Source organism: Bradyrhizobium sp. RP6 (assembly GCF_003837805.1).
In the GTDB taxonomy this organism is placed as follows: Bacteria; Pseudomonadota; Alphaproteobacteria; order Rhizobiales; family Xanthobacteraceae; genus Bradyrhizobium.
Genome location: NZ_RQIT01000010.1, coordinates 114,631 through 126,897 on the forward strand (window position 1 = coordinate 114,631; position 12,267 = coordinate 126,897).

The 12,267-nt window shown below is 64.6% G+C and carries 11 protein-coding genes; 7 read left to right on the forward strand and 4 right to left on the reverse strand.

All coding sequences use genetic code 11. The annotated features are described in order from the left end of the window. Positions 1–59: 59 nt before the first annotated feature. Positions 60–965: a helix-turn-helix domain-containing protein gene (locus EHH60_RS19845; protein WP_124161128.1), complete on the reverse strand. Its 906-nt coding sequence runs from the start codon at positions 963–965 to the stop codon at positions 60–62. Between the two features lie 50 nt (positions 966–1,015). On the opposite strand from EHH60_RS19845, the gene pobA reads away from it, so the two are divergent. Next, the gene (gene pobA, locus EHH60_RS19850; RefSeq protein ID WP_124161129.1) at positions 1,016–2,188 is read left to right on the forward strand and encodes a 4-hydroxybenzoate 3-monooxygenase; all 1,173 of its coding nucleotides are present in this window, start codon (positions 1,016–1,018) and stop codon (positions 2,186–2,188) included. 80 nt (positions 2,189–2,268) lie between these two features. On the opposite strand, the gene EHH60_RS19855 is transcribed toward pobA, so the two are convergent. The 3 genes from EHH60_RS19855 to EHH60_RS19865 form a co-directional block, all read right to left on the reverse strand. Continuing rightward, a complete protein-coding gene (locus tag EHH60_RS19855; protein ID WP_124161130.1) occupies positions 2,269–4,419 on the reverse strand; it encodes an adenylate/guanylate cyclase domain-containing protein in 2,151 nt (716 codons plus the stop codon). A gap of 19 nt (positions 4,420–4,438) precedes the next feature. Next, complete coding sequence (locus tag EHH60_RS19860) at positions 4,439–5,107, reverse strand: hypothetical protein (RefSeq protein WP_199751632.1); 669 nt, start codon at positions 5,105–5,107, stop codon at positions 4,439–4,441. 187 nt (positions 5,108–5,294) lie between these two features. After that, positions 5,295–6,434 (reverse strand): HD domain-containing phosphohydrolase, encoded by a 1,140-nt coding sequence (locus EHH60_RS19865; RefSeq protein ID WP_124161132.1) that lies wholly within the window; start codon positions 6,432–6,434, stop codon positions 5,295–5,297. 271 nt (positions 6,435–6,705) lie between these two features. On the opposite strand from EHH60_RS19865, the gene EHH60_RS19870 reads away from it, so the two are divergent. The 6 genes from EHH60_RS19870 (at position 6,706) to EHH60_RS19895 (ending at position 12,224) form a co-directional block, all read left to right on the forward strand. Then, complete coding sequence (locus tag EHH60_RS19870; RefSeq protein WP_124161133.1) at positions 6,706–7,029, forward strand: STAS domain-containing protein; 324 nt, start codon at positions 6,706–6,708, stop codon at positions 7,027–7,029. Further along, positions 7,029–7,394 carry a response regulator gene (locus EHH60_RS19875; RefSeq protein WP_100231554.1) on the forward strand — a complete coding sequence of 122 codons (366 nt, stop codon included), beginning with the start codon at positions 7,029–7,031 and terminating at the stop codon, positions 7,392–7,394. Before EHH60_RS19870 ends, EHH60_RS19875 begins: the two co-directional genes overlap by 1 nt. Then, entirely contained in the window at positions 7,391–9,469 is a 2,079-nt protein-coding gene (locus EHH60_RS19880; protein ID WP_124161134.1) for a chemotaxis protein CheA, read from the forward strand. Before EHH60_RS19875 ends, EHH60_RS19880 begins: the two co-directional genes overlap by 4 nt. Further along, positions 9,469–9,930, forward strand: coding sequence for a chemotaxis protein CheW (locus EHH60_RS19885; RefSeq protein WP_199751635.1), 462 nt, complete (start codon positions 9,469–9,471; stop codon positions 9,928–9,930). The genes EHH60_RS19880 and EHH60_RS19885 overlap by 1 nt, the downstream gene beginning before the upstream one ends. A gap of 38 nt (positions 9,931–9,968) precedes the next feature. Continuing rightward, entirely contained in the window at positions 9,969–11,669 is a 1,701-nt protein-coding gene (locus EHH60_RS19890; protein ID WP_124161136.1) for a methyl-accepting chemotaxis protein, read from the forward strand. Positions 11,670–11,735: 66 nt separating this feature from the next. Beyond that, positions 11,736–12,224: a chemotaxis protein CheW gene (locus tag EHH60_RS19895; protein ID WP_124161137.1), complete on the forward strand. Its 489-nt coding sequence runs from the start codon at positions 11,736–11,738 to the stop codon at positions 12,222–12,224. Positions 12,225–12,267: the final 43 nt, after the last annotated feature.

Below are 12,267 nucleotides of genomic sequence, written 5' to 3' on the forward strand. Positions count from 1 at the left end.
CATCGCGGTTCGCAGCGTGGGCGTCGGCCACATGTGCCCAGGGTCTTTCGTCCGATGCCTCAGCCTTCGTCGCCATGCAGCTGCGCACGAAACGCGCGCGGCGACAGTCCCGTGGCGGCGGCATAGACGCGGCTGAAATAAGCGGGGTCCTCGAAGCCGAGCGCGTAGGCGATCGTCGAGACCGGCAGGTTGGTGTAGACGAGGTTGCGCCGCGCCTCGCGGATCAGCCGGTTGAGGATCAAATGCGAGGCGGTGTCGCCGGTTGCCGATCGCGTGATCCGGTTGAGATGCGTCGGCGTCACCGACAGCGCCTCGGCATAGTCGGCGACGCTCCAGCGCTCGAGATGGTGCTGTTCGAGCAGCGCCTCGAAGCGGCGGAATAGGCCGGATTCGGCAGTGCTATTGCCGCCGCTCTCGCCCGTGAGCGCGCGGGCCACGAGCCCGATCATGGCCGACGACAGGGCGCGAAGCACATGCGCGCGGCCGAAATCGCGGGCGGCGTGTTCGGCGAAGATCTGCTTCATCGTGGCGCGGATCTGCGGCGTGCCGCGCGCCACGGCCGATCGCGACAGCGCACCGCGCAGGCCCTCGGCGGCGAGCAACGCCTCATCCAGAATCTCCGCCGCGATGGTCAGCACCCAGCCCTGGGTATCCGGCTCGAAGCGGAAGCCGTGGACGTGGCCGACAGGCACGTTGACGATCTGCATCGGCCTCAGCGGCACCACGCGCCCGTCGAGCGTCGCTTCGCCGCCGCCGCGCTCGATCAGCAGGACCTGGTGCAGCCGGGCATGGCGGTGCACGGCCAGGGTCCAGTCGTGCAGCACCGAGCGGGACGCGATCGTCTCGCAATGCACGACGTCGGGCAGGTCGCCGGACTCGCCGAATAGATTGTAGACCCGGATCGCCGGGGCCGGGGCTGCGCTTCTCATGTTCGAATAGTACAAGACAAAGGCAAAACCCTCCATCGGTTTGCAGCGGTGAATCTGCAAAAAAGTGCCGACGGGAGGATGCAAAAATGAAAGTTCAGGTCTGTATCATCGGCGGCGGGCCATCCGGGTTGTTGCTGTCCCAGCTTCTGCACCTGAAGGGCATCGACACCATCGTGCTGGAGAAATACAGCCGCGATCACGTGCTCGCCCGCATCCGCGCCGGCGTGCTCGAGCACGGGTTTGCCAAGCTGATGCGCGAGGCGCAGTGCGGCGAGCGGATGGATCGCGAGGGCGAGATCCACCGGGGCTTCGAGATCGCCCATGACGGCGTGCTCTCCAAGATTGATCTGCACAAGCATTCCGGCGGCAATTCGGTACTGGTCTACGGCCAGACCGAGCTGACGCGCGATCTCTATGAGGCGCGCGACCGGCTCGGCGGCAAGGTCGTGCACAATGCCGAGGATGTGACGCCGCACGATCTGACGTCGGACCGGCCCTACGTGACCTATCGCTCGAATGACGACATTGTCCGCATCGATTGCGACTACATCGTCGGCGCCGATGGCTTTCACGGAGTCAGCCGCAAGTCGATCCCGAAGGACATGCTGCGCGAATACGAGAAGGTCTATCCGTTCGGCTGGCTGGGGGTGCTGTCGCGCACGAAGCCGGTGTCGCCCGAGCTGATCTATGTGAAGCACGAGCGCGGCTTTGCGCTCTGCTCCCTGCGCTCGCAGGTGCTCAGCCGCTACTACATCCAGGTGCCATTGACGGACAAGGTGGAGGACTGGAGCGACGATGCGTTCTGGGCCGAGCTGAAGCGCCGCCTGCCGGAGGAGGTCGCCGGCCGTCTGATCACGGGACCTTCGATCGAGAAGAGCATCGCGCCGTTGCGCAGTTTCGTCGCCGAGCCGATGAGTTATGGCCGGCTGTTCCTCGCCGGCGATGCCGCGCACATCGTGCCGCCGACCGGCGCGCGCGGGCTGAACAGCGCCGCTTCCGACATCTACTATCTCTACCATGCCTTGCTCGCGCATTATCAGGGCGGCGACGATTCCGGTCTCAAAGGCTATTCCGCCAAGGCGCTCGCGCGGATCTGGAAAGCGCAACGCTTCTCCTGGTGGATGACGATGATGCTGCACCGTTTTCCCGACCGGCTCGAATACGAGGACCGGCTTCAGCAGACGGAGCTGGACTATCTGCTCTCGTCCGAGACGGCGCAGCGCCTGCTTGCGGAGAATTACGTGGGGCTGCCGTTCTAGGGAATGATCTCGCTAACATGAGTGCTGCCATCCTTCTCCCACAAGAGGAAAGGGGAAGAAGGCGCACTTGGTGAGCCGCGCTACTTTCCTTCCAGCGTATTGACCGGTGTCCAGTCCGGCGGCGGCGGAGTCTCCGTTAGCACTTTCGCACGCTTGGCGAACCGAGCTGACGCAGGATCGATCATCGCTACGCCGTCGAACGCAACAGCCGCCTTCGCAAACTCCCGTGCCCGCCAGCAGGCCAGCCCCTCCGCATACGCGGTGGAGATCTTCGCCTGCGCGGGAGTCTCTGCGCCCTTCTCCGCCAGCGGCTCGAACACCCTGATCGCCTCGCCGCGCCCCTGGACTCTGATCGCATCGAGCTCGCGCCAGGCGAAGGTGTCGCCGGTCTGCGCCATCGTGGTTTCCGAGGCCATGATCGCGGTGCCGTAATATTTGTTGGCGCCCTCGAGCCGCGAGGCGACGTTCACGGTGTCGCTCATCACGGTGTAGTTGAAACGGCGCCGCGAGCCGATATTGCCGACCACGGCTTCGCCGCTGTTGAGTCCGATGCGATGCGACAGGCCGTGGCCGGCGAAGGCGGGATTGCCGGCATTGAGCTCCGCCAGCTTCCCGTGGCATTTCAGCGCGGCACGAACTGCATTGACGGCGTGCGCAGGATCGTCGGCCGGCGCGCCGAACATGGCGACGATGGAATCGCCGATATATTTGTCGACGTAGCCGCCATGGCTTTCGATGATGTCGGTCATGGCGGAGAGATATTCGTTCATCAGCGTGACCAGCTCGACCGGCGTGATGGTCTCTGCGATCGAGGAGAAGCCGCTGAGGTCGGAGAAGAACATGGTGACGTTGCGCATCTCGCCGCCGAGCGCCGGCATCTTGCCGGACGTCACCATGGCGTCGATGACCTCGGGCGCGAGATAATAGGCGAAGCTCTTGCGCAGGAAACGCTCGTCGCGATCGGCCAGCACGAAACGATAGCCGATCATCATTGCCAGCGCGGCGAGGCTTGCCAGGGCGGGTTCAGCCACAGGCAGCGCCAGCGCATGTGCGAACGCACCGACGGCGAAGGCTGTGTAAACGGCGACGACGGCGAGCCAGGCGGTCACCGCGCCGACAGGTGCGAGCATGCAGGCCGCGCAGGCGATGATCGCCGCGAGCGCAATCGTGAGAACGGCCCGCGCGGCAAAGCCGAGCTCGGTCACCGCGTCTTGCTCGATCAGGTTTCGGACCGCAGTGGCATGCACGAACACGCCTGCGATCTCGCTACGGGCCTTTGGCGAGGTGCTGGCGGGGGCGGGCAGGGCGCATCGTGGCGCGGGCGTGCCGTCATATGCGCCCGACAGCCGCATCGAGGTGAGCTTGCGGTCCTCGAAATTGAGGACGGTGCCGAGCAGAACGATCTTGCCATCGAAGGCGCGCCGAAAAAAATCGCGGTCGCCTTTTTCGACGCAGGCCCGCAGATCGGCGAGAGAGAAGGTCGGAACGTCGCGGCTACGGCCGCGAAAATTCAGCGTCAGCGTGTTCGGCACGACGCCCGGGATTGCGTAGCGGGCCAGCTCGCCCGCACCGGATGGCGCAATCTCGAACTTCGTGCCGAGTGCGCGCGCGGCGAGCTCGACGGCCATCGCGGGCACCGGCCTGCCGTCGATGGGGAAGGTGAGGGGCATCCGCCTGATCACGTCGTCCGCGTCGGTGTAGACGTTGAGCGCGCGGACATTGTTTCGCACCGCCAGTTGCTGCGCACGGTAGGGTGGTTCTGGATGGTCGTTGCTCAGGATTTCGCCAAGTACCAGCTTGCCGGTGTCGGAGATCTGCCGCAGAGCTAACAGATAGTCCCGGTCGAATCCCCGCATGCGGGCGCCGAGCGGCCCGTCGCCGAATGGAATCTCGGACTGCTCGATCGAGTTCTTGAAGATGACGTCGAAGCCGATCACCTTGGCCCCGCCTTCGGAGATGCTTCCGAGCACCCGGCCGATCTCGCGCGTCCAGGTCTGGGTCGGCGATCCCCTGAAGGGCGGGGTGTCGTAGGTCTCCCCGTCGATCGCCACCACGACGACCGGCGACGTGACGGGATCACGGCGGTCGCCAATGACCTTGCCGCGCAGCGCCGTGAGGATGTCGAGGGAGAGACCTTGCAGCGTCCGAAGCGGCGGTAACGTGAAGATCGCGCCCGCAAGAAGCGCAATCAGGATGGTCGCAACGATGTCCCGCCTGCCGATCCGCTGCATCGCGCCTTCGCGGAGCCGCCTATTCGAGCCGCAGCAGGCGGCCGACGATCGGCGTCGGCGATGACGTGGCGCTGGCGTCGATCTGGAAGGCGTAGCGCTTGGCGCCGAGAATGGCGAGATAGCTGCCGCCGGGCGTCAGCGACTTCCCGGCCTTGGCGAAGTCATAGAACTTGCCGCCAACCATGGTTTCGTTCCTGAGCGGCACGGTGATCGTGGGCTCCTTGCCGTCGGTGCGCTCGATCACCAGCGTGCTCCCGCTCCTGGCCTGCACCAGCGGGGCGACCCCGTAGAGCGTCGGCAGCTTGGCCGGGGCGCTCTTCGCGTCCGACCGCACGGTGCGGAAGGTGGTCGCGGCACTCTGGTTGGCCTCGCGCTCCGATAGTTTTGCCGCGTTGGAATCGCAGGGCACCTTCTCCCGTTTGACCTCGCCCAGCTGAACGGTGCTCTGCTCGGTGCCGACCAGGACAACACCTTCGCTGATCGTCTCGCGCTGGCAGGATTTGAGATAGCTGAGCGTGATGGTGGCCTTGGGCCCGAGCTTGATGATCTTGCCCGGCGCCACATAGTCCATGAACGCGATCCCATCGACCTTGCCTTGAACGTCCTCGACGATCGCGACGGGAGTCTGCGCCAAAGCGGGGGCCGCAAGGCAGAACGCGCCGACGAAGGCGCCAATCAGGCTTTTCATGGGAATTCTCATCCAATTCGACGATGCTCTACCGGTGCCCGTCCTGGTTCGATGCCTAGCAGCAGGGCGCCCTGGCAAGTGTGACCAGAATCACTCTTGGTTATTGGTGCCACTTTAGCAGCAACAGGTTCAAACCGGCGACCGGAGAAAAATGGAGCCGTAGCAAGATGTTGGTGGATTGCTCGTGTCAGGCGGTCGGGCCGGCCTCGGCCGAACGGCCCTCGATCGAACCGCTCTCCGCCGCACGCTCGATGACGGGAGCGAGGGGGGCCTCGGTCCTCTGAAAAGGAGCCGTCTGTTGACCCGCGGCGATCTCGACCACCTCGTCCCAGCGCGACAGGAAGGCCTCGACGCAGGCCGGATCGAACTGCCGACCCGCGTTCTCCGCCAGGTAGCTGCGCGCCACCTCGAGCGGCATCGGCTCCTTGTACGGCCGCCGCGTCGTCAGGGCGTCGAAGACGTCGGCAACTGCAACCACGCGCGCAGCGACCGGGATTTCATGCGCCTTGAGGCCGTTCGGATAGCCCGCGCCGTCCCAGCGCTCGTGATGGCCTGCGGCAATTTGCGCGCCGAGCTGGATCAGCTCGCAGCTCGAATCGGCCAGGATCCGCTCGCCGATCGTCGCATGCATCCGGATCACCGCCATCTCCTCGTCGGTGAGCTTTCCTGGCTTGAGCAGAATTTTGTCGGGAATTGCGACCTTTCCGACATCGTGCAGGGGAGCGGCCAGATAGATGTCGCGGCACAGCCGGGCCGGCAGGCCGAGCTGGTCGGCGATGATACGGCTGTATTTGGCGACCCGCAGCGTGTGCTCGCCGGTATCGTTGTCGCGGTATTCGACCGCGAGCGCGAGCCGCAGGATGATCTCCTCCTCGCGCTCGCCGAGCTTTCGTGTCGCTGCCGCGACTTCGCTGGCGAGATGCGCGGCGCGGTCGTTGAGCTTGCGTACGGCTGCACCAAGCTGAATCAAATTCCGAAGACGCACCGTCATCTCGAGGCTTTGCGGCGCCTTGGGCAGGAAATCCGTTGCACCGGCCTGCAGCGCTTCCATCTTGACGTCATCAGTCTGTCGCGAGGTGATCATCGCGATCGGGATGTCGGCGCAGCCGGCAAGCCTGCGGAAGCTGCGGATGAAGCTGATGCCGTCCATATGCGGCATCTCGTAGTCCACCAGCACCAGATCGAAGACGCGCTCCTGCGCGCAGGCCAGCGCCTCCACGGGATCGAGGAAGGTGGTGGCCTCGACCAGACCATCAGCCTCGATGTGACGTTTCAGGAAGTTGAGGACAGAGCGGCTGTCATCAACCAGCAGCGCTTGGGTCAGCATCGGCGGCCGGGGCTCTCTTCGCTGGCAAAGGCACGAACCCAAGCCATAGCCTGAGCAAATTTAACGCGAAGCAAATGCGCGCCGCATGGAAGCGACGCGCCGCAGAGATGCGCGCTCCGCATGAGAGGTCAGCAGGGTATGCGCGTTGCACGCAACTGCGCGAATTCCCGGCGAATGTGACCCGTAGTTGTACGGATGCCCGCGTTAGGAGTTTGCTCACTCGATTCGCGTCAAACGAGTAGCGGAATTTTAGCAAAGGGCGGGTGCAGCGATGGCGCTCAATCCGACGGAGCCGAAGTGGTCGTTGCGGTTACCCGCCGATTGCAGCATTGCGGCCATTCGCAGCGTCTATGAGCTCATTCGCGAGGCCTTCGGACGCCAGGAGCGACTCGAGATCGACTGCTCGAGCGTCGACAAGGCCGACGTGACCTCGATCCAGCTTCTGCTGTCGACCGCCAAGACGGGCGAGGCCCAAGGCCGTTCGGTGGTGCTCACGTCATTCTCCCAATCTCTGCGCAACACCCTTCGCCGCGCTGGCTTCACAAGCGAGGCGATGATCGATCAGCACTTCCCGCAAAAGAAAGATGGCACCTGATGGCCACGATTCTTACCGTCGACGATTCCCCCAGCATTCGCCAAATGATCAAGGTCGTACTGGAGCCGGCCGGTCACAACGTGATCGAGGCCGGCGACGGTGCGCAAGGGCTCGCCAAGGCGCAAGCCGGCAAGCTCGATCTCGTGATCACCGACCTCAACATGCCCGTCATGAACGGGCTGGAGCTGATCCGCGCACTGCGCAAGCTGCCGAGCGCGGTCGGCATGCCCATCGTGTTCCTGACCACCGAATCCAACGACACGGTGAAGCAGGAAGCCAAGAGCGCCGGCGCCACCGGCTGGATCACCAAACCCTTCAAGCCCGAACAGCTGCTTGCCGTGGTCGGCAAGTTGGTGCGCACATGAGCGCAATGGACCCGACCGAGGTCTTTCGTCAGGAAGCCAGTGAGCTCTTTGAGGTTCTCGAAGGGGCCTTGCTCGATCTCGGCCAGCGTCCCGACGACCGCGAGCTGGTCGATTCCGCCTTCCGCGCCCTGCACACGATCAAGGGGTCGGGCGCCATGTTCGGTTTCGACAAGGTCGCCTCCTTCACCCACGAATTCGAGACCGCCTTCGACCGCGTCCGCAAGGGTGAGATCAAGCCGACGCAGGAGCTGATCTCGGTCGCGCTCGCCGCCAAGGATTACATCCGCGCGTTGATCGAGGATCCGCAGTCGACCGACGACATTATCGGCGAAGCCATTCTCGACGATCTCAAGCGCTTCGTCTCGGCCGACAGGTCTGACGCTCCGGTCGTCGAGATCGCCGAGGCGCCGTCGCTGGCTCCTGCCGGCAGCAAGCAGGCCGGCTGGCACCTCTATCTGGAATTCGAATCCCATATCCTGCGCAACGGCTCGAATCCACTCGACCTTTTGGAAGATCTCTGCAAACTCGGCCCGTGCTTCGTCGTGCCCGTCACCGACGGCGTACCGTTCCTCGATGAGATGGAGCCGGAAGACTGCTATCTGAAGTGGGACGTCAAGCTGCACGCGGCCTGCGACAAGGACGCGATCGACGACGTCTTCATGTTCGTCCAGGACGAGTTGAAGTTGACGCTCTCGCCTTTGGAACATGTTGAAGCGCCCGCGCCGGCTCCGCTGTTTCAATTGCTCGACGAGGAGCCGATCGCTGAAGCGGCTGCACCGATGGCGGAGGCTGTCGCCGAGCAGCCCGCCGCCAGGGCGGAGCCCCAATCCGAGCCGAAGCCGGAGATCAAGCGCGAGGCGGCACCCGCGCGCCGCGAGGACGCCAAGCAGGAGCGCGGCATCGCCACCGTTCGCGTCCAGGCCGAACGTCTCGACGAGCTGATGGACCGCGTCGGCGAACTCGTGATCGCGCAGGCGCGGCTGACCCAGCTCGCCGCCTCCGGCTCCGACCTCTCGATCAAGATGATCGCCGAAGAGATCGAGCGCCTCGCCTCGTCATTGCGCGACACCACGATGGGTGCGCGCATGGTGCCGATCGGCTCGCTGTTCGGCCGCTTCCGTCGCCTCGTGCACGATCTGTCGCGCGATCTGTCCAAGCCGGTCGAATTCGTCACCTCGGGCGAGGACACCGAGCTCGACAAGACCATGATCGAGTGCCTGGCCGATCCGCTGGTGCACCTCATCCGCAATGCCATCGACCACGGCATCGAAGACAACGCCACGCGCGCTGCAAATGGCAAGACCGAGCAGGGCCGCATCGAGCTCGCCGCCGTGCATTCCGGCGCGCAGGTGCTGGTCACCGTGAAGGACAATGGCGGCGGTCTCAACACCGCGCGGATCCGCGCGAAGGCGGAAGAGCAGGGGCTGATCGCGGCCGGCGCCGTGCTGACCGATCACGAGATCCACCAATTCCTGTTCCATCCCGGCTTCTCGACCGCCCAGACGATCTCGGCGTTGTCGGGCCGCGGCGTCGGCATGGACGTGGTCAAGCGCACCATCGAGAACATGCGCGGCTCGATCGATTTGTCGACCAAGCCGGGCCAGGGCACCACCGTGACGCTGCGCCTGCCCTTGACGCTCGCGATCATCGAAGGCCTCCTGATCCGCGTCGGCGAGGGCCGCTACATCATTCCGCTGTCGGCGGTGGAGGAGTGCGTCGAGCTGACGGCCGAGGACGAACGTTCGCGCGGCCGCAACTTCCTCAACGTGCGCGGCAACCTCGTCCCGTTCTTGCGGCTGCGCGAGATCATGTCCTCGTCGGGCTCGCCCGACAAGCACCAGAAGACCATCATCATCTCGACAGGCGAGACCCGCGTCGGCCTCGTCGCCGACCAGATCATCGGCAACCACCAGACCGTGATCAAGTCGCTCTCCAAGCTGCACTCCGACGTCACGATTTTCTCCGGCGCGACGATCCTCGGTGACGGCACGGCGGCTCTGATCCTCGACGTCGCGCAGCTGGTCTCGCTGGCGCAGTCGAAGTTCGAGAAGCAGCATATCAACGAGGCGGCGTGATGAACGGGAGTTTGGCCAGCGAGCATCAGAGCGGCGCAATGCAGGTCGTGATGATCGGCCTCGGCGAGGAGAAATTTGCACTCGACGCCGGTCTCGTGCGCGAGATCATAGATCCCGTCCCCGTGACCAAGGTGGCGGGTGCGCGCGCCTTCGTTCCCAGCGTGATCAACGTGCGTGGTAACGTCATTCCGCTCGCCGACCTGCGCATTCGCTTCGGCATGCCGCAGCTCGACGACTCGGCCGACACGCGCATCGTCGTCATCGAACTCGATCTCGACGGCGAACCGGTTCTGGTCGGCCTCACCGCCGACAAGGTCTACGAAGTCACGGAAATCGCGCAGACGGATGTGCAGCAGACGCCACGCGTCGGCATGCACTGGAAGCCGGAGTTCATTCGCTTCATCGCGAAGTGGCGTGAAGAGTTCGTCATCGTTCCCAACATGGAACGCATTCTGAATTGAAATGAGGTCTCGGGGGCGAGATCTGTAGGGGCTGGAAAATGAGATTTACCGTCAAGGCAAAGCTTGCCACCGCGTTCGGTTTGGTCATCGTCCTGTCCGGGCTCGCGGGCGGCGTGTCGTACATGAAGCTCGGCGATATGATGGCCACCGCCGACAGCATGGTCCTGCGTGCAAACCGGATGGAGAAGGCGACGCAGATCGAAAAGGATATTCTGCTTCAGCTGCGCGCCGAAAAGAACGCAGTTCTTGGAACGGAAGCTCAGGCCGAGCAGTTTGCCGCTGAGGCCGCGAGGCTTCGGGACGAAGCGACGAAGACCAGGGACGAGGTCTACGCGCTCGCCAGCGAGGGGGGCCGGAAGCTGCTCGACAGCTTTGCAGCCACCTACGCCAAGATGAATACGTACCAGGAAGAGACGCTTCGGCTTGCGAAGACCGACAAGACCAAGGCCATGGAGCGCTCGATGGGCGACGGTCGCAAGGTCGTCGCGGACGCGATGGAAGCCATGGGGGCCTATGTCGTCAACACGAAGAAGCAGATGGCCGAGCAGGCTGTCCAGTCCAAGGCAGAGGGGCACCAGGCCCAACTCTTGCTGACGATGCTGATCGGCGTCTCGCTGGCGGTTGCGATCGGGGCTGCGCTGTGGATTTCCATCTCGATCAGCCGTTCGCTTGGAAGGGCTGTTGGCCTTGCGGGCGCGGTCGCGGAGGGTGATCTCAGCCGGACCATCCCCTCGGCGAGCAATGATGAGATCGGAGATCTCGTCAGGTCGCTGAACGTGATGGTCGAGAAGCTCCGGCAGATCGTCACCGAGGCGATCACGGCGGCGCAGAACGTCTCGGCCGGCAGCCAGGAGCTGTCCGCCAGCGCCGAGCAGCTCTCCCAGGGCGCGACCGAGCAGGCATCGTCCGCCGAGGAAGCCTCCTCCTCGATGGAGGAGATGGCCTCCAACGTGAAACAGAACGCCGACAACGCCAACCAGACCGAGAAGATTGCGGCGCAATCGGCCAAGGACGCCGAGGCCAGCGGCGTCGCCGTCGGTCGTGCCGTCGAGGCGATGCAGACCATCGCCGAGAAGATCACGATCGTGCAGGAGATCGCGCGCCAGACCGATCTGCTCGCGCTCAATGCGGCAGTGGAAGCGGCGCGCGCCGGCGAGCACGGCAAGGGCTTTGCGGTGGTCGCCTCCGAGGTGCGCAAGCTCGCCGAGCGCAGCCAGGCGGCCGCGGCAGACATCGGCACGCTCTCCACCGAGAGCGTCAAGGTCGCGCAGGAGGCGGGCGAGATGCTGTCCAAGCTCGTGCCCGACATCAAGAAGACCGCGGAGCTGGTGCAGGAGATCACCGCGGCCTGCCGCGAGCAGGACGTGGGCTCAGCCCAGATCAATCAGGCCATCCAGCAGCTCGACAAGGTCGGCCAGCAGAACGCCAGCGCATCCGAGCAGGTGTCCTCGACCTCGGAGGAACTCGCCTCGCAGGCCGAGCAGCTCCAGTCCACCATCTCGTTCTTCCGGATCGAGCACACGGCACGCAAGGCGAATGCTGCGGCCGAGCCGATCGACCGCGCCGTCGGTCAGCTCCGGGCCAAGGCTGCGCATATGGCGGCTGTGGATCGCGAGACGAAGAAGCCGGCCCCCGTCCGCAGACCGGCACGCGCGATGAAGGTCGCCGGTGGCGGTGGTGGCTTCGCCTTCGACATGCATGACGGCGAAGACGACCGCGACGCCGACTTCCAGCGTTGATCAGCCGGTCCGGCCGTTATGCCGGACCGCATTCATTTGCCAACCTCCGGATCCTTGGACTGCATCATGGCCGCAACCTCGCAATATCTGACGCTCGGGCTCGCCGGCGAGACGTTCGGCATCAGCATCCGCAATGTCCGTGAGATCCTCGACATGCGGCCGATCTCGCGGCTTCCGCACGCCCCGAACTTCCTGCTCGGCATGATCGACGTGCGCGGCAGCGGCTATCCGATCGTCGACCTCCGGACCAAGCTCGGGCTGCCGGGCGTGCCGTCTACCGAAGCCACCCGCATCATCATCCTCGACGTGCCGATGAAGGACCGCCTGGTCGGCGTCGGCTTCGTCGCCGACTGCGTGTTCGAAGTCACCGACATCGACGAGCAGGCGATCGAGCCCATCCCCGAAATCGGCGGCAAATGGCAGTCCGACTATGCCGCCGGCATCGGTCGCAAAGGCGAGAAGTTCGTCGTGATCTTCGACCTCGCCAAGCTGATGGCCAACGACAAGATCCCGGCAGGGCGCGATGCAGGCGCGGACGCGCCTCGCGCCGCCTGAGTAAGAGTGAAGCGTGATCACGCGTAAACACCCCAATTCGAAC